Origin of the sequence: Aeromonas sp. R4-1 (assembly GCF_040908325.1) — a bacterium.
Lineage (GTDB): Bacteria > Pseudomonadota > Gammaproteobacteria > Enterobacterales > Aeromonadaceae > Aeromonas > Aeromonas veronii.
Window position 1 is genome coordinate 44,329 of sequence record NZ_JBFODM010000067.1, and the last position, 16,502, is coordinate 60,830.

Annotated in this window: 15 protein-coding genes; 7 read left to right on the top strand and 8 right to left on the bottom strand. The window is 59.7% G+C overall.

The window, feature by feature from the left end:
- Positions 1 to 146 precede the first annotated feature (146 nt).
- Both AB5Y90_RS12075 and AB5Y90_RS12080 read left to right on the top strand, forming a co-directional pair.
- Positions 147 to 719, top strand: a complete 573-nt coding sequence (locus tag AB5Y90_RS12075) for a DNA-3-methyladenine glycosylase I (protein ID WP_236297797.1) — start codon at positions 147 to 149, stop codon at positions 717 to 719.
- Positions 720 to 848: 129 nt separating this feature from the next.
- Positions 849 to 1,505 carry an OmpA family lipoprotein gene (locus AB5Y90_RS12080; RefSeq protein WP_005339468.1) on the top strand — a complete coding sequence of 219 codons (657 nt, stop codon included), beginning with the start codon at positions 849 to 851 and terminating at the stop codon, positions 1,503 to 1,505.
- Between the two features lie 134 nt (positions 1,506 to 1,639).
- On the opposite strand, the gene AB5Y90_RS12085 is transcribed toward AB5Y90_RS12080, so the two are convergent.
- Both AB5Y90_RS12085 and tusA read right to left on the bottom strand, forming a co-directional pair.
- Positions 1,640 to 1,987: a RidA family protein gene (locus tag AB5Y90_RS12085; RefSeq protein WP_021229265.1), complete on the bottom strand. Its 348-nt coding sequence runs from the start codon at positions 1,985 to 1,987 to the stop codon at positions 1,640 to 1,642.
- A 21-nt stretch (positions 1,988 to 2,008) separates the two neighbouring features.
- On the bottom strand, positions 2,009 to 2,254 hold the full coding sequence (tusA, locus tag AB5Y90_RS12090; protein WP_005339470.1) for a sulfurtransferase TusA: 246 nt from the start codon (positions 2,252 to 2,254) through the stop codon (positions 2,009 to 2,011).
- Between the two features lie 169 nt (positions 2,255 to 2,423).
- On the opposite strand from tusA, the gene AB5Y90_RS12095 reads away from it, so the two are divergent.
- Positions 2,424 to 2,615 carry a hypothetical protein gene (locus tag AB5Y90_RS12095; RefSeq protein ID WP_005339471.1) on the top strand — a complete coding sequence of 64 codons (192 nt, stop codon included), beginning with the start codon at positions 2,424 to 2,426 and terminating at the stop codon, positions 2,613 to 2,615.
- A gap of 75 nt (positions 2,616 to 2,690) precedes the next feature.
- On the opposite strand, the gene AB5Y90_RS12100 is transcribed toward AB5Y90_RS12095, so the two are convergent.
- The 6 genes from AB5Y90_RS12100 to AB5Y90_RS12125 all read right to left on the bottom strand — a co-directional run bounded on the left by AB5Y90_RS12100 (position 2,691) and on the right by AB5Y90_RS12125 (position 11,851).
- Positions 2,691 to 3,929 carry an ABC transporter substrate-binding protein gene (locus tag AB5Y90_RS12100; RefSeq protein ID WP_307895826.1) on the bottom strand — a complete coding sequence of 413 codons (1,239 nt, stop codon included), beginning with the start codon at positions 3,927 to 3,929 and terminating at the stop codon, positions 2,691 to 2,693.
- 4 nt (positions 3,930 to 3,933) lie between these two features.
- Positions 3,934 to 5,379: an ATP-binding protein gene (locus AB5Y90_RS12105; RefSeq protein WP_005357365.1), complete on the bottom strand. Its 1,446-nt coding sequence runs from the start codon at positions 5,377 to 5,379 to the stop codon at positions 3,934 to 3,936.
- Positions 5,376 to 6,098 carry a response regulator gene (locus AB5Y90_RS12110; RefSeq protein ID WP_005339475.1) on the bottom strand — a complete coding sequence of 241 codons (723 nt, stop codon included), beginning with the start codon at positions 6,096 to 6,098 and terminating at the stop codon, positions 5,376 to 5,378. The genes AB5Y90_RS12105 and AB5Y90_RS12110 overlap by 4 nt, the downstream gene beginning before the upstream one ends.
- 278 nt (positions 6,099 to 6,376) lie before the next feature.
- Complete coding sequence (gene fadA / locus AB5Y90_RS12115; protein ID WP_201906638.1) at positions 6,377 to 7,561, bottom strand: acetyl-CoA C-acyltransferase FadA; 1,185 nt, start codon at positions 7,559 to 7,561, stop codon at positions 6,377 to 6,379.
- A complete protein-coding gene (gene fadB / locus AB5Y90_RS12120) occupies positions 7,562 to 9,709 on the bottom strand; it encodes a fatty acid oxidation complex subunit alpha FadB (protein WP_307895824.1) in 2,148 nt (715 codons plus the stop codon). It abuts the gene before it with no gap.
- A 204-nt stretch (positions 9,710 to 9,913) separates the two neighbouring features.
- Positions 9,914 to 11,851: an acetoacetate--CoA ligase gene (locus tag AB5Y90_RS12125; RefSeq protein ID WP_307895823.1), complete on the bottom strand. Its 1,938-nt coding sequence runs from the start codon at positions 11,849 to 11,851 to the stop codon at positions 9,914 to 9,916.
- Between the two features lie 191 nt (positions 11,852 to 12,042).
- On the opposite strand from AB5Y90_RS12125, the gene pepQ reads away from it, so the two are divergent.
- Genes pepQ through hemG form a run of 4 tightly spaced genes read left to right on the top strand, consistent with a single transcriptional unit; the run spans position 12,043 to position 16,008 of the window.
- On the top strand, positions 12,043 to 13,365 hold the full coding sequence (gene pepQ / locus AB5Y90_RS12130; RefSeq protein WP_307895822.1) for a Xaa-Pro dipeptidase: 1,323 nt from the start codon (positions 12,043 to 12,045) through the stop codon (positions 13,363 to 13,365).
- Complete coding sequence (locus tag AB5Y90_RS12135; protein WP_307895821.1) at positions 13,365 to 13,982, top strand: IMPACT family protein; 618 nt, start codon at positions 13,365 to 13,367, stop codon at positions 13,980 to 13,982. Before pepQ ends, AB5Y90_RS12135 begins: the two co-directional genes overlap by 1 nt.
- 36 nt (positions 13,983 to 14,018) lie before the next feature.
- Positions 14,019 to 15,476 carry a TrkH family potassium uptake protein gene (locus AB5Y90_RS12140; RefSeq protein ID WP_307895820.1) on the top strand — a complete coding sequence of 486 codons (1,458 nt, stop codon included), beginning with the start codon at positions 14,019 to 14,021 and terminating at the stop codon, positions 15,474 to 15,476.
- Positions 15,477 to 15,483: 7 nt separating this feature from the next.
- Positions 15,484 to 16,008: a menaquinone-dependent protoporphyrinogen IX dehydrogenase gene (gene hemG / locus AB5Y90_RS12145; protein WP_005339483.1), complete on the top strand. Its 525-nt coding sequence runs from the start codon at positions 15,484 to 15,486 to the stop codon at positions 16,006 to 16,008.
- Positions 16,009 to 16,502: the final 494 nt, after the last annotated feature.

Below are 16,502 nucleotides of genomic sequence, written 5' to 3' on the forward strand. Positions count from 1 at the left end.
TCGGATAATAGGCGAAATTGCAGCGGATTCGCGGGATGGTGCTGCGCCCTGGCTGGTCGGGCGGGATGTCCGGTATATGATGTGAGCAGTGCCGCCTGCAGAGTGGGCAGGGTCGGGCAAACCGCTGAAATAACGAGGGAGAGGAAATGGAACTGCGCTGCGCCTGGGTGACCAAAGACCCGGAATACATTGAATACCATGACAAACAGTGGGGCAGGCCGGTCTATGACTCGCGCGAGCTGTTTGCCAAGCTCTGCCTCGACGGCCAGCAGGCGGGGCTGTCGTGGATCACCATCCTCAAGCGCACCGATAGCTATTACCGCGCCTATGCGGACTTTGATCCGGTGCAGATTGCCCGGTTCGACGAGCAGGATGTAGAGCGGCTGATGCAGGACAGCGGCATCATCCGCAACCGGCTCAAGGTGCAGTCGATCATCAGAAATGCCCGCGCTTATCTGGCGTTGCAGGAGCAGGGGATCGACTTCGCCGACTACCTGTGGGGCTTTGTGGGCGGCGCCCCCATCGTCAACCAGCGGCAGGGCAACGGCGATATTCCGGCGACCTCGCCGGAGTCGGATGCCATGTCGAAAGCGCTCAAGAAGCTCGGCTTCAACTTCGTCGGCAGCACCATCTGTTACGCCTTTATGCAGGCGGTGGGGATGGTGAACGATCATCTGGTCAGCTGTCCTTGCCACGCCGAGTGTCAGTTACCGCGCTGACAGCCCGCCGATTGGCCAAAAAAACACCACTCTCGCCATCTGTTCAGGCTTGCGTCAGACAATGGCGTGCCAGCGCGTTACAATCCGGCCCCCGGCATGGTGCCGGATTGTTTTCACAGAGGTTTTTTCATGCGAGCAAAGATCCTGGTGCCAGCTCTGGCACTGACCGTTGCCCTGAGCGGCTGTACCACCAACCCCTACACAGGTGAATCCCAGACCTCCAAAGGTGCCTGGGGCGCGCTGGCTGGCGCCGCTGCCGGTGCGGCCGTAGGTGCGCTCTCCTCCAGCAAGGGTGACCGCAAGAAGGGCATCCTGACCGGCGTTGCTGCTGGCGCGGCGCTGGGTGGCGGTATCGGCTACTACATGGACGTGCAGGAAGCCAAGCTGCGCGAGAAACTGCAGGGCACCGGCGTCAGCGTGACCCGCAATGGCAATGAGCTGATCCTCAACATGCCGAACAACGTCACCTTCGACAGCTCCAGCTCCCAGCTGAAAGCGGCCGGTGCCAACACCCTCTCCGGTGTCGCCATGGTCGTTGCCGAGTTCGACAAGACCCGCCTGAACGTGGTCGGTCACACCGACAGCACAGGTTCCCGCGATCTGAACATGAAGCTCTCCCGCGATCGTGCCGATGCCGTTGCCGCCCAGCTGATTGGTCAGGGCGTAGCAGGTAGCCGCATCTCCACCACCGGCGTGGGCCCGGATCAGCCGGTTGCTACCAACAGCACCGCCGCTGGCAAAGCCCAGAACCGTCGCGTGACCATTACCCTGACCCCGACCGCTTAAGTCGCTCAGGTCTTGGTAACGAAAAGGCCCCGCCAGTAATGGCGGGGCCTTTCTATTGGCGCCGTGGCGAGCAATGACGCCTTGTTGTTTGCTCCATTTTCCCTTGTGGGAGAGGGGGCGGGGATAAGCGCCTCTTAGACAGCGGCAGTCAGCTGTACTTCGACCTTGTAGCCTTCGTGGGCGAGGCGGGCTTGTACACAGGCGCGCACGGGGGCGGTGCCTGCCGGAATCCAGGCATCCCACTGCTCGTTGAAGGCCGCGATGTCACCAATGTCTTTGAGATAGATATTGGCCATCAGGATCTTGTCTACGCCGGAGCCGTTGGCTTCCAGCAGGCGCTGCAGGCTTGCCAGCACTTCGCGGGTCTGCTGGTGGATGTCGGCCTCTTCGCTGACGGGCACTTCCACCACGTAGAGGGTGCCATTGTGGATGACCACGTCTGACCAACGCTGGGTGGTGCCGATTCGGGTAATGGTTGTCATGGAGTGCTCCGGTACGGGGGCTTATTGACCCTTGCGGATCAGGTAGCGGTAGGGGGCCTGCTCTGTCTCGCTGGCGACCAGGGTGTGATCCATAAAGCGGCAGAAACTGGGGATGTCGCGAGTGGTTGAGGGATCGTCGGCGCTGACCAGCAGGGTCTCGCCATCCGCCATCAGCCGCACTTTCTTGCGAACCATCATAACGGGTTCCGGGCAACGAAGCCCGATTGCGTCCAACTCGTGAGTTGCGCCGCAGAATAAATCACTCATCTATTATCAACCTTCAACCTATTCGGCTGCCAATGATACTCAGGGCTAAAAAATAATCAAACAAACGCCCCATCAACCAGCATATGTAACCAAAATGTTATTCGGCCCTATCCAGCTTGCGCCGGACGAGTAATATAAAAATTGAACCATATTCAACAAGGAGGTGAATATGCAGGTCTCCTACGGCAGATTACAAGCCTATGCAGGCATGGGGTTCTTGTCCTTCGCCATGATAGTGATGGGTAGCCCTATCGGGAATACCGGTACCTGGTTCGGCTCCATGGTGATGGTCGGGTTGGGGCTCTGGATCGAGCTCAGCGATTACTATGACGAGGATGAGGACGAGAACGATCAATCCTGAATCGGATGACGATTCAACAACAAAGGCGGAGCAATTCCGCCTTTGTCATTTCTGCCGTTTGGCAATGTGCCCGGATCAGCGGGTCGAGCGCATCGCCCGCTCCAGATGCAGCGCCGTCTGCTCCGGGTTGGCCTTGGGATCGTTGAAGAAGTTGCTCAGCACATCGAGGATTGCCTGCCGCATATTGGTCGGCGTCGCCATCCCTTCCGCCATGCTGGGCAGCAGGTTGTCCTGCTTTTCCGCCAGCAGGAAGTCCTGATAGGAGCGGACGGCGCAGCGGTCGAACTTGCTCATGTCGGGGTTGGTCAGCGCCGGGATCGACCCCTTCACCCGATTGAACTCCTCCTGGAATTTCGGCGTCATCAGCAGTTGTGCAAGATCCCCCTGCGCCTGCAGTTGGGCCGGATCCCGCTGTTTGAACATGGCGATGGAGTCGAGGTTGTAGCTGAACAGTCCGGCGCTGCCCGGGCTCGGCAGACAGGCGATATCCTCACCCGGCCGGTAGTTACCGGCGCTCAGCTCCCCTTTCACCCAGTCCCCCATCACCTGCATGGCGGCGCCACCGCTCTCCAGCAGATTGGTGGCCTGATGCCACTTCAGTCCGGCGTATTTTTGCGGCACATAGGCGCGCAGCTGCTGGAAACGGGTCAACACCCGAACTATGTCGGGGCCGGTCAGGGTAGCGCTGTCCTGCTCGAGGAACGCCTTGCGATAGAATTCTTTTCCGCCCTCACCGAGCGCCACCGTTTCAAACAGTACCGCCAGCTGCCAGGGCTCGTTGCCGATGGCGAGCGGGGTGATGCCCCGTTTTTTAAGCTGGTCGGCGACGGTAACAAACTGGGCCCAGTCGGTGGGCGGAGTCAGCTTTTGCTGCTCGAACACTTTGCGGTTGAGCCACAACCAGTTGACCCGGTGGATGCCGGTGGGCACCGCCATCAGGGCGCCATTCTGGCTGAGGGTGGCACGCACCATGGGTGGCATCTGACTGTACCAGCCGAGGTGTTCGGCCATCGGGCTGAGATCGCGCAAAAAGCCAAGCCCGGCCCACTCCTTGAGCTCATAGCCCTTGAGGTGGGCCGCTTCGGGCGGGTTGGCCGCCAGTGCCCGACTCTTCAATACCGTCATGGCACTCTTGCCGCCGCCACCCTGTACCGCGAAGTCGTTCCACTGGTTGCCCTGTTTGGTCCACTCGGATTTGAGCACTTCGACCGCTTTCGCTTCGCCGCCGGACGTCCACCAGTGCAGCACTTCCACCTGGGAGGCGGCAACGGGAGCAGAGAGCAGGGCGATGACAGAAAAAGACAACCACTTCATAAGGTTACTGCCTTGGTAGGGAGAGCGTGGCCTGCAGGCCACCTTGCGGACGATTTTCCAGCACCAGATCGCCACCGTGGGCGTGGGCAATGTTGCGGGCGATGCCAAGGCCGAGGCCGGTGCCGGCCTGATCGGTGCTGAGCCGGTAATAGGGTTCGAAAATGCGCTCGAACTGATCGTCCGGCAGGCCGGGGCCCTCATCCATGATGAAGAGGATCAGCATCTCCTCGTCATCCATGATGATGATGCGCACCTTCTGGCCGTACTTGATGCCGTTGTCCACCAGATTGCCGATGCAGCGCTTGAGCGCCAGCAGCTTGCCGCGATAGGGCCACTTGCAGTGGCCTTCGATGGTCAGCCGCTCGTCGTGCAGGTTCATCGACTCCGCCATCTGCTCCAGCAGGGCGTTGATGTCGATCTCCTCGATATTTTCGTGAATGTCGGTCTCTTTGACCGTCTGCAGCGCCCCTTTCACCATCAGCTCCAGCTCGTCGAGATCCTTGTTGAACTTGGCGATCTGTACCTCGTCATCGAGCAGTTCGACCCGCAGCCGCAGCCGGGTGATGGGGGTCTTGAGGTCGTGGGAGATGGAGCTGAACAGTCGCTCTCTATCATCGATATAGCGACGGATGCGGTGCTGCATGATGTTGAAGGCGCGGGTCGCCGCCACGATTTCCGACGCTCCTTCCTCTTTGAGCGAAGGCTGATCGATATCCTTGCCGAGATTCACCGCCGCCTTGGCGAGACGGCGCAGCGGGCGGGTCTGCCAGCGCACCAGCATAAAGGTGAAGAAGCAGAGGAACACCGTCATCAGGGCGATGAAACGCACCTGGTTGCTCGGCATCACGGTATCGTCGAGGGTCATGTAGGGGGCGGGCAGCAGGGCCGCCAGATAGAGCCACTCCCCCTTTTCAATCTCGATCTGGGTCACCAGCACCGGCGGATTGAGCGGCTCCAGCGACAGGGTGTAGCGGGCCCAGGAGGAGGGGAGATCCGCCAGCAGGGTGTCGTTATTGAAGACGTGGAGGTCATCGGGTCGGGAGAAGTCCACCTTGATCGCCATGGCGTCGGAGAGCTTGCGGGTCAGCACTCCCTGAACCTCCTCCAGCACCTGCGTCTTGCGTTCGCTGTCGGGGATGGCGTTGATGTGGATCTCCTCTTCGTTGAGCGAGACGAAGAAGCGGCTGCCTCCCATGTTGCGCAACTGGTCCAGCGCGATATGGCGATACTGCAGCGGCAGGGATTTGAAGAAGTTGACGGTGGAAGCGGCAGACATGGCGAGGTTGCGGGTGGTGCTGAGCATCCCCTCCAGTTCCCGCTTCTGGATCTGCTGCATCCAGATGCCGGTCAGAATGGTCTGGGAGAGCAGGATGGCCAGCAACAGCAGCAGGATCATCCGTGACAACAGGGAGCGGGGCACCAGCGCCCCCCAGGACCACTTGTTGCTCATGGCAGCTCGTGCACCTCGGCAATCAGCATGTAGCCACTGCCGCGAATGGTTTTGATGATGCGCGGGCTCTTGCCGTTGTCACCCAGCTTCTGGCGCAGACGGCTGATCTGTACGTCGATACCGCGCTCCATCGGCAGGCTTTCGCGGCCGCGGGTGGCATCCGAGATGGTGTCCCGATCCAGCACCACGCCGGGCTGTTGCAGGAACATGCCGAGCAGCATGGCGTCGCTGCCGGAGAGATCCAGCAGGCTGCCATCGTCATGGGTCAGCTGGTGGCTCAGGGTGTCGAGGGTCCACTCGGCAAAACGCAGACGGCGGCTCGGCTCTTTCTCTTTTTCCGGCTGGCGGAATTCGGCGCGGCGCAGCAGCGCCTTGATGCGGGCCTGCAGTTCGCGGGGGCTGAACGGCTTGGCGATATAGTCGTCGGCGCCGAGTTCCAGGCCGATCACCCGATCCGCTTCGTCGGAGGCGGCGGTCAGCATGATGATGGGCACCTGGGAGTCACGACGGATCTGCTGGCAGAGGGTAAAACCGTCCTCGCCGGGCATCATGATGTCCAGAATAATCAGGTCCGGGCTGTGCTGGGCGAGTTGCTGGCGCATCTCGTTGCCCTCCGCCGCCGTCAATACCTGAAAGCCCGCCCGGGTCAGGTACTCATTGAGCAGCTCGCGGATCTCTTGGTCGTCATCGACGATCAGCAGTTGTTTGCTCATTGACATATGTATGTGCATCCACCCATTTTTTTGTGCAGATTGAACCTGTCGGGGGAGTAAAAAGCAAGCAAGCCCCCTATCTAATGTGAGGTTTAAGGCAATAACAGCCTATTGATAAGGTTAAAACGAAAAAAGGCCGACCCAAACGGGACGGCCAACAGACAGCTTCTGACCACTGACGAGCACCCCGTGTGGCGATCGTCACAGACTTGAAAAGGGGCCAGTCAGACTGGCCCCGAAAAGGGACAACTCTCAGTAGTGCATCCCGTCGATCCGGCTGGTTATCACACCCGTTCAAACACGGTGGCGATGCCCTGGCCCAGACCGATACACATGGTGGCAACCCCCAGGGTGGCATCCTTCTCCTCCATCAGATTGATGAGGGTGGTGGAGATGCGGGCGCCGGAGCAGCCAAGGGGGTGACCCAACGCAATGGCGCCACCGTTCAGGTTCACCTTCTCGTCCACCTGATCCTGCAGACCCAGATCCTTCACGCAGGGCAGGGACTGGGCGGCAAACGCCTCGTTCAGCTCGAACAGGTCGATATCACCGACAGTCAGACCGGCCCGTTTGAGCGCCTTCTGGGTCGCCGGCACCGGGCCGTAACCCATGATGGCGGCGTCGCAGCCGGCGATGGCCATGGCACGAACCTTGGCGCGCGGCGTGAGGCCGAGGGCCTTGGCGCGATCCGCGCTCATCACCAGCATGGCGGCGGCGCCATCGGACAGGGCCGAGGAGCTGCCGGCGGTGACGGTGCCGTTGACCGGGTCAAACACCGGGCGCAGCTGGCTCAGGGTTTCTACCGTGGTCTCCGGGCGGATCACCTCGTCGTAGTCGTAGAAGAAGCGGGCGCCGCTGGCGTCATGGCCTTCCAGCCCGACGATCTCCTTGGCAAAGCGCCCTTCCACGGTTGCCGCGTGGGCGCGGCGATGGGAGCGGGCGGCAAACTCGTCCTGCTGCTGGCGGCTGATGCCGTGCAGCTTGCCGAGCATCTCGGCGGTCAACCCCATCATGCCGGAGGCTTTCGCCACCGACTTGGCCATGCCGGGGTGGAAGTCAACGCCGTGGCTCATCGGCACGTGACCCATGTGCTCGACGCCGCCGATGATGAAGATATCCCCATCACCCACCTGAATGGCGCGAGAGGCATCGTGCAGCGCCTGCATGGAGGAGCCGCACAGGCGGTTGACGGTGACCGCCCCCACCTGCTTCGGAATGCCGGCCAGCAGCGCGGCGTTGCGGGCGATGTTGAAGCCCTGCTCCAGGGTCTGCTGCACGCAGCCCCAGTAGATATCCTCGATCTCGTTCGGGTCGAGGTTGGGGTTGCGCAGCAGGATGGATTTCATCAGGTGCGCGGACAGATCTTCTGCACGCACGTTGCGGAAGGCGCCGCCCTTGGACCGGCCCATCGGGGTCCGGATACAGTCGACAATGACTACGTCTTTCATGAATGGATCTCCTTTCCGCAATCAGTAGAAGGTTTTGCCCTGGGCTGCCATTTCACGCAGCTTGTCGCTGACGCGGTAGAGCGGGCCCAAGTCGGCATACTGGTCGGCCATGGCCACGTAGCGATCCAGACCGATAGTGTCCAGATAGCGGAACACGCCGCCGCGGAAGGGAGGGAAGCCCAGACCGTAGACCAGCGCGATGTCGGCTTCGGCTGGCGTGGCGACAATGCCCTCTTCCAGACAGAGCACCACCTCGTTGATCATCGGGATCATCATGCGAGCGATGATGGCTTCCTTGTCGAAATCCTGTTTCGGCTTGGCGATGGGGGCCAGCAGCTCGTAGCTAGCTGCGTCGGCCACCTTCTTCGGCTTGCCCTTCTTGTCCTGCTCGTAGGCGTAGAAGCCCTTGCCGTTCTTCTGACCGAAGCGGTTGACCTCGTACATCACGTCGATGGCGGTGCGACCGTCCTTGCTCATACGTGCCGGGAAACCCTGCGCCATCACGTCGCCGGCATGGTGACCGGTGTCGATACCGACCACATCCAGCAGATAGGCGGGGCCCATCGGCCAGCCAAACTCCTTCTCCATTACCTTGTCGACGGCGGCAAAGTCGGCGCCATCGGCAACCAGTTTGTTGAAGCCGAAGAAGTAGGGGAACAGCACGCGGTTGACGAAGAAGCCCGGGCAGTCGTTGACCACCACCGGGGACTTGCCCATGGCGGCGGCATAGGCCACCACGCGGTTGATGGTTTCATCGGAGGTTTGCTCGCCGCGGATGATCTCCACCAGTGGCATGCGGTGCACCGGGTTGAAGAAGTGCATACCGCAGAAGTTCTGCGGGCGCTTCAGCCCCTTGGCCAGCAGGGAGATTGGGATGGTGGAGGTGTTGCTGGCGAGCACTGCGTCTTCGCCAATGATCCCTTCCACTTCGCCCAGTACGGCGGCTTTCACCTTGGGATTCTCGACCACGGCTTCGACCACGACGTCCACATGCTTGACGTTGTCATAGCTGAGGGTCGGAGTGATGGCAGAGAGCACCTGGCCCATCTTGATGCCATCGATGCGGCCCTTTTCGAGCTGGCCGTTGAGCAGCTTGGTGGCTTCGCCCATGCCAAGTGCCAGCGCCTTCTCGTTGATATCCTTCATCACCGCCGGAATGCCCTTGCTGGCAGACTGGTAGGCGATGCCGCCACCCATGATGCCGGCACCCAGTACGGCGGCGTGGCCAGTAGCCTTGCTCGCCTGTTTGGCAGCCTTCTTGGCCAGCGCCTTGATGTGCTGATCATTCAGGAAGATACCGACCAGTGCCTTGGCCACGTCGGTTTTGGCCAGCTTGATAAAGCCCTGTGCTTCAACGACCAGCGCCTCGTCACGGCCCATACCTGCGGCGGCTTCGACGGTTTTCACCGCAGTCATCGGTGCTGGATAGTGTTTGCCCGCCACGGCGGCAACCATGCCGGCGGCGGTGGTGAAGCTCATCATGGCTTCCAGTTTGGAGAGGCGCAGCGGCGCTTTCTTGGCTGCGCGACGGCTCTGCCAGTCCAGCTTGCCCGCTATGGCGTCCTTGATCATCTGCAGCGCAGCGCTCTGCAGTGCATCCGGGGCGACCACGGCGTCGATGGCGCCCACCTTGAGGGCGTCATCGGCACGGTAATCCTTACCGGTGGTGATCCACTCAAGCGCGTTGTCAGCGCCGATCACCCGCGGCAGACGGACAGTGCCGCCAAAGCCCGGCATGATGCCGAGTTTGGTCTCGGGCAAGCCAATCTTGGCGCTGGTGTCAGCCAGACGGAAGTCGGTGGAGAGAATGGTCTCGCAGCCGCCGCCCAGAGCGTGTCCCTTGATGGCGGAGAGGGTCGGGACTGGCAAATCTTCGATGGCGTTGAAGATGTCGTTGGCCTTTTTCAGCCAGCCGAGCAGATCTTCTTGCGGCAGATCGAACAGTTCCAGGAATTCGGTAATGTCGGCACCAACGATAAAGGCGTCTTTGCCGGAGGTGAGGATCAGACCTTTTAGTTCACGTTCTTGTTGTAATGCGGCGATCGCTTCGCTCAGGGAGAGCAGGGTAGCGCGATCCAGCTTGTTGACTGAACCCGGGGCATCAAACCTCAGCTCGGCAATGCCGTTTTCGAGGTAGCTGACCGACAGGGTTTCGCCTTGGTAGATCATGAGAGTGTCTCCTTGTTCCCACTCAGTGGGGAGTGGTGCTCCTTAATCCCCAGCAGGGGGCGAGGCTCACTATTGATCCAAAAGGAGACATTTTCAACACCTATTTAAAACATTTGTTTAACATGGCTCGAGTAAAAGCTCTTCATCACAGAATGGGCAAAAGAGAGGCGCCTTGCGGCGCCTCGGATGAATATGAGTTTGTTATCAACTGACCAGTTCAGGCCGGTTGCGATACTGGTTCAGCACCTCGGGATCGGCGAGGGCATGGGTGTTGTTGACCGGCCGGTTGTGTACCACTTCGCGCACCGCCAGTTCGACGATCTTGCCGGACTTGGTGCGGGGGATGGCATCCACCTGCAGGATGCGGGCGGGCACGTGGCGGGCGGTGCAGTGCTGCTTTATTTGCTGACGGATCCGCTCGCGCAGCGGCTCATCCAGCTTGCAGCCCGTCTTGAGCTTGACGAACAGCACCACCCGCTCGTCCTGCTGCCACTGCTGGCCGATGACGATGCTCTCTTCCACTTCGTCGAGCTGTTCGACGTAGCGATAGATCTCGCTGGTGCCGATGCGCACGCCCCCCGGGTTGAGGGTGGCGTCGGAGCGGCCGTAGAACAGAATGCCGCCGGTCGGGGTCAGCTCGATCCAGTCGCCGTGGCACCAGATGTTGTCGAACCGTTCGAAGTAGGCGGCATGGTACTTGTCGCCATTCTCGTCGCCCCAGAAGTAGATGGGCTGGGCCGGGAACGGCTTGGTGCAGACCAGTTCGCCCTTCTCCCCCTGCACCGGCTGACCCGCTTCGTTGAATACCTGCACCGCGAGACCGAGGCCACGACCCTGACTTTCGCCACGATAGACCGGGCTGAGCGGATTGCCGATGACGAAGCAGGAGCAGATGTCGGTGCCACCGGAGATGGAGCTGAGCTGCACATCCTGCTTTATCTGCTGATAGACGTAGTCGAACCCCTCCGGCGACAGCACAGAGCCGGTGCTGCAGATCAGCCGCAAGTGCGGCAAATCGTGACTGTTGATGGGGGCATAACCCTGCTTGTGCAGCGCATCGAGATACTTGGCCGAAGTGCCGAACAAGCTGACCTGCTCGTCGCGGGCGAGATCCCACAGCACGTTGCCATCCGGGTAAAACGGCGAGCCGTCGTAGAGCACCAGGGTGGCGCCGGAGGCGAGGGCGCTTACCAGCCAGTTCCACATCATCCAGCCACAGGTGGTGAAATAGAAGATCCGCTCCCCCGGCTTGATGTCGCAGTGCAGTTGGTGCTCTTTCAGATGTTGCAGCAGGGTACCGCCGATGCCGTGCACGATGCACTTGGGTTTGCCGGTGGTGCCGGAGGAGTAGAGGATATAGAGCGGATCGTTGAAAGCCATCGGCTCGAACTGGAGGCCAGCGTCCGGCTGGCTCGCCAGCAGTTGTTGCCAGTCGTGGCCAAGCAGTAGCGGGTTGCCGAGCAGCGGGATCATCACCGTCTGCTCTATGCTGCCGATCTGGCTCACCACGCTGGCGACCTTCTGTTGAATGTCGATAGCTTTGCCGTTGTAGCGATAGCCATCCACCGCAAACAGCACTCGTGGTTGGGTCTGGCCGAAGCGCTCTACCACGCTGGCCTCGCCAAAGTCGGGGCTGGTGGAAGTCCAGATCGCCCCGAGGCTGGTGGTTGCCAGCATGGCTACCACGGTTTCCGGGATATTGGGCAGATAGGCGGCAACCACATCGCCACGACCAATCCCCTGATTGCGCAGCCATTGAGCCAGCCGGGCAACCTGTTCCCCCAGCTCACGCCAGCTCAGGGGACGGCTTGGGCTCCCTTCGATGCGGGAGATGATGGCCGGGCTCTCGTCCTGGCGGCGTAGCAGGTTTTCGGCGAAGTTGAGGCGGCTGTCGGGGAACCAGCGGGTGCGCTGCATATCCTGACGGTTCTCCGCCACTATGTTGCCGAGCTCGCCCTTGACGCCGCAGTGCTGCCATACCAGCGGCCAGAAACGGGTGGTCTTCTCCACCGACCATTGATAAAGCTGCGGGTAGTTCTGCAACTGCAAGCCGTGGAAACGGTTCACCTCCGCCATAAAACGGTAGAGGTTGGATTGCTGCATCCCGAGCGGATCCGGTTGCCACAGGCAGAGGTTGTCCATGAGTAATCCCTGACTTCATGTATCTACCGGCAGTGTATTGAATTGTTTTTGATTTGTTAATGATTGGTTTTGTGTTGATAACAAACACGTTTGTAACGTATGCGTTACCTCACGAAGCGGCAGCTTGACGGGTCGAGCCGCCAAGCGCTTGATGTTATGCTGCAATCACATTCACCTCGGAGCAGGACGCCATGAGCAGCTACAGCCAACTTTTAGCCCAGCACCTCGATACCTTGCAGCAGCGCACCCGCGACATTCTGCAACAACAGGGGCTCAGCGGACTGGCCATCCACTCCGGCCAGACCCACCGCATCTTCCTCGATGATCAGGATTACCCGTTCAAGGTAAACCCCCACTTCAAGGCCTGGTTGCCGGTGCTGGACAATCCCCACTGCTGGCTGCTGGTGGACGGGGTGAACAAACCAATCCTGCTGTTCTACCGCCCGGTGGATTTCTGGCACAAAGTCGCGGATCTGCCCAATGCCTTCTGGGTCGAGTTCTTCGATATCCGTTTCCTGACCCGGCCGGAACAGGTGGCCGACCATCTACCTGCCAACAAGCAGGAGTGGGCCTATTTGGGCGGTCATCTGGAAGTGGCTGAACTGCTGGGGCTGACCCAGCCCAATCCGGAGGCGGTGCTCAACTACCTGCACTATCACCGCGCCTACAAGACACCCTACGAGCTGGAGTGTCTGCGCGAGGCGAACCGGATTGGGGTACGCGGCCATATCGCCGCCAAGGACTCCTTTATGGCGGGGGCGAGCGAGTTCGAGATTAATCTAGCCTACATGAAGGCGGTCGGGCAGGGGGCCAATGAGGCGCCCTACGGCAATATCGTCGCCATCAACCGCAACGCGGCCATCCTTCACTACACCCATTTGTCTGCCTTGCGGGTGCCGGATGCGGAGCGCCACTCCTTCCTGATCGATGCTGGTGTCGATTTCCACGGTTATGCCTCCGACATCACCCGCACCTGGGCGTGGCGCCGCGGCGAGTTTGCCGACCTGATTGCAGCACTCGACGAGCAGCAGCAGGAGATCATCAAGGAGATCAAACCGGGTCGTCGCTACAGCGAGCTGCACCTGCTGATGCATCACAAGCTGGCGCGCCTGCTGCAAGCGACCGAGCTGGTGGATATGTCGGTAGACGAGATGATCAACACCGGGGTGACCAACGTCTTCTTCCCTCACGGCCTCGGCCACTTCCTCGGTTTGCAGGTGCACGATGCGGGCGGTTTCATGCAGGATGAGCGCGGCACCCATCTGGCGGCGCCCGAGCTGTTCCCCTATCTGCGCTGCACCCGGGTGATGGAGGTGGGTCAGGTGTTCACCATCGAGCCGGGGCTCTACTTCATCGACAGTTTGCTGGAGCCGCTGCGTCAGGGCGAACAGGGTAAACGGGTCAACTGGAACAAGGTGGAGGCGCTGCGACCATTTGGTGGCATCCGCATCGAAGACAACGTGGTGCTGCACGCCAACGGGGTGGAGAACATGACCAGACAAGCAGGGCTCTGATGGCGGCAGCGTACTCCATTCCGGCCGCTTCATTGGAGATCAGCGAAGAGATCAAGAAGAGTCGCTTCATTACCCTGATCGCCCACACCCCGACCGTCGAGGCGGCCAAGGAGTGGGTCAACGAGATCAAGCGCCAACATCCGGCCGCGCGCCATCACTGCTGGGCCTTTGTGGCGGGCGCGCCGCAAGATAGTCAGGTTTATGGCTTCAGCGATGACGGCGAACCTTCCGGTACCGCGGGCAAGCCGATCCTGGCCCAGTTGATGGGCTCGGGGATCGGTGAAATCTGTGCCGTGGTGGTGCGTTACTACGGCGGCATCCAGCTTGGTACCGGTGGACTGGTCAAAGCCTATGGGGGCGGTGTCGGTGACGCCCTCAAGCAGCTGCCCACTCTGCTCAAGGTGCCGCGCACACCCTCTCTCATTCACTGCGATTACGGTGACATGGGGACGGTCGAGTCGCTGATCAGCAGCCATAATGGCGAATTGCTGGCGGCGGATTACGGTCAGCAGGTCACCTTGCAGGTGGCGTGGGAGTCCTCGGTTTGGGCTCAGGTGGACCGTGAATTGACCGACCGGACTCATGGGCGGGTATCCCTCAGTCCCTTAGATGGCTAGAATCCATCGCTCTTTAATTGGGGAAAGGGAGCTGTAATGCACATCTTGAGCATTATTCGCATTGTTGGCCTGCTGGTTGCGCTGTTCAGCTCGACCATGCTGTTGCCTGCACTGGTGGCCTTTGGCTATCGGGATGGTGGTGGTGCCGAGTTCGTCAGCTCTTTTCTGATCGCCCTGCTGCTCGGCGTGGTGCTCTGGTTTCCCAATCGCTATCACAAGAAGGAGATGCGCTCGAAAGAGGGCTTTCTGATTGTGGTGCTGTTCTGGACCGTGCTGGGCAGTGTGGGGGCAGTGCCCTTCATCATGAGCGACGTGCCGGATATGTCGGTTTCGGAGGCCTTCTTCGAATCTTTTTCCGGCCTGACCACCACAGGCGCAACGGTACTGACCGGGCTCGATAATCTGCCCAAGGCGTTTCTGTTCTATCGCCAGTTGCTGCAGTGGCTGGGGGGGATGGGGATCATCGTACTGGCGGTGGCCATTCTGCCACTGCTGGGTATCGGGGGCATGCAGCTCTATCGCGCCGAGATCCCGGGGCCGGTGAAGGATACCAAGGTGACGCCGCGCATCGCCGAAACGGCCAAGGCGCTCTGGTTCATCTATCTGCTGCTCACCGCACTCTGTGCGCTGGCCTACTGGCTCGCCGGAATGACGCTGTTCGATGCCGTGTGCCATTCGTTCTCGACTCTGTCGGTCGGTGGCTTCTCCACTCACGATGCCAGCATCGGTTTCTTCAACAGTCCGGTCATCAACCTGATTACCGTGGTGTTCCTGCTGCTGGCCAGCGTGAACTTTGCGATCCACTTTACCGTCTTCTCTCACCGCCCGGTTCGGCTCGGGCGCTACCTCTATGATTCGGAGCTCAAGGTGTTCCTGGCCATTCAGGCGACCCTGGTGATGATCTGCTTTGTCGCCTTGCTGACCCACGGACACTACGCCACCTGGCAAGAGGCGCTCAACCATGGCCTTTTCCAGGCGGTCTCTCTGGGTACTACCACCGGCTATAGCACCACGACCTATGCCGACTGGCCCTCGTTCCTGCCCATGCTGCTGATGTTCTCAGCATTTATTGGCTGTTGTGCGGGCAGTACTGGCGGCGGCATCAAGGTGATGCGTTTCATGATCCTGTTCATGCAGGGGATGCGCGAGTTGAAGCGGTTGGTTCACCCCAGAGCCATCTATACCTTGAAGCTGGGGAATAGGGCGGTGCCCGAGCGCATCGTCGAGGCGGTGTGGGGCTACTTCGCCACCTATATTATTCTCTTCTTTATGTTCATGCTGCTGTTGCTGATGACGGGGCTGAACGAAGTGACCGCATTCACCGCTGTGGCTGCGGCTTTCACCAACGTAGGCCCGGGTTTGGGAGAGGTATCAGCCAACTTCGGCAATATCTCGCCAGCGGCCCAGTGGGTACTGGTGTTGGCTATGTTGTTTGGCCGATTGGAAATTTTCACGCTTCTGGTACTGTTTACTCCTGCATTCTGGCGTAGTTGAGGTTGTTATGGACAAGATTCTGGTGCTTTATTCCTCTCGGGATGGCCAAACCCGCAAAATAGTCGATGTCATGCTGGAGCAGATGCCGGGATGCGAAGTGGTGATGCACGACCTGCACACCTTGCCGATGTGCAACCTCAGCAAGTATGCCAAGGTCTTGATCGGCGCCTCCATTCGTTATGGCAACTTCCACCCCAGCCTGTTCAGCTTTATTCATGCTCATCAGGAGCAGCTGGAGGTGGCCAATGCGGCCTTCTTCTGTGTCAACCTGACGGCCCGCAAGCCAGAGAAGCAGACGCCGCAAACCAATGCCTATATGAAGAAGTTTCTGCGCCTCTCCCCCTGGAAGCCGAAAACTCTGGGGGTGTTTGCCGGCGCGCTGCAGTACTCCCGCTATAACTGGTGGCAGACTCGCATCATCCAGCTGATCATGAAGATTACCGGTGGCAGTACTGACACTAGTAAGGACATTGAGTTTACCGATTGGGAAAAGGTGCGCAGCTTTGCCCGCGAATTCTGGTCAAAAAGGTAGCAGTGTGATGTGAATTCAGGGTTTTTTGCCCGAAACAGCCCTGCCGATGCGGGGCTTTTGTTTAATAAAGCAACGGTTGAACCGAAAAACTGTAAAAAGTGCCATTTTTTGCAGTTTTCCTCTTGTCATCCCGGCGCCGCTCCCTATAATGCGCCCCTACCAGCACGGTGGAACACGCCGAACTGATGAGCCAGCTTCCTAGCGAAGTGGGCGCCGAAAGAAAAGCGAAAACAATCGCTTGACTTTCGAAGTGAGAAGCGTAATATGCGCCTCCTCAGCGCGATAAGCGTGACGTTCTTTAACAATTTGAATCAAGCAATCTGTGTGGGCACTCACAGCATCGAACATCAAAAACAATTTTTGATTTTCAATGTCTGGTGAAGTGACCAAGACGATTTCTTAGCAATAAGAAGTCGAACAGTTTATTTCAGCAATTCATTGAGCCGCTTTTCGAAGCAACCAAACTTAAATTGAAGAGTTTGATCATGGCTCAG

Excerpts from the sequence above, each read along its gene's own strand:
- AB5Y90_RS12075 (WP_236297797.1), top strand. The coding sequence starts at position 147 with ATGGAACTGCGCTGCGCCTGGGTGACCAAAGACCCGGAATACATTGAA.
- AB5Y90_RS12080 (WP_005339468.1), top strand. The coding sequence starts at position 849 with ATGCGAGCAAAGATCCTGGTGCCAGCTCTGGCACTGACCGTTGCCCTG.
- AB5Y90_RS12085 (WP_021229265.1), bottom strand. The coding sequence starts at position 1,987 with ATGACAACCATTACCCGAATCGGCACCACCCAGCGTTGGTCAGACGTG.
- tusA (WP_005339470.1), bottom strand. The coding sequence starts at position 2,254 with ATGAGTGATTTATTCTGCGGCGCAACTCACGAGTTGGACGCAATCGGG.
- AB5Y90_RS12095 (WP_005339471.1), top strand. The coding sequence starts at position 2,424 with ATGCAGGTCTCCTACGGCAGATTACAAGCCTATGCAGGCATGGGGTTC.
- AB5Y90_RS12100 (WP_307895826.1), bottom strand. The coding sequence starts at position 3,929 with ATGAAGTGGTTGTCTTTTTCTGTCATCGCCCTGCTCTCTGCTCCCGTT.
- AB5Y90_RS12105 (WP_005357365.1), bottom strand. The coding sequence starts at position 5,379 with ATGAGCAACAAGTGGTCCTGGGGGGCGCTGGTGCCCCGCTCCCTGTTG.
- AB5Y90_RS12110 (WP_005339475.1), bottom strand. The coding sequence starts at position 6,098 with ATGTCAATGAGCAAACAACTGCTGATCGTCGATGACGACCAAGAGATC.
- fadB (WP_307895824.1), bottom strand. The coding sequence starts at position 9,709 with ATGATCTACCAAGGCGAAACCCTGTCGGTCAGCTACCTCGAAAACGGC.
- AB5Y90_RS12125 (WP_307895823.1), bottom strand. The coding sequence starts at position 11,851 with ATGGACAACCTCTGCCTGTGGCAACCGGATCCGCTCGGGATGCAGCAA.
- pepQ (WP_307895822.1), top strand. The coding sequence starts at position 12,043 with ATGAGCAGCTACAGCCAACTTTTAGCCCAGCACCTCGATACCTTGCAG.
- AB5Y90_RS12135 (WP_307895821.1), top strand. The coding sequence starts at position 13,365 with ATGGCGGCAGCGTACTCCATTCCGGCCGCTTCATTGGAGATCAGCGAA.
- AB5Y90_RS12140 (WP_307895820.1), top strand. The coding sequence starts at position 14,019 with ATGCACATCTTGAGCATTATTCGCATTGTTGGCCTGCTGGTTGCGCTG.
- hemG (WP_005339483.1), top strand. The coding sequence starts at position 15,484 with ATGGACAAGATTCTGGTGCTTTATTCCTCTCGGGATGGCCAAACCCGC.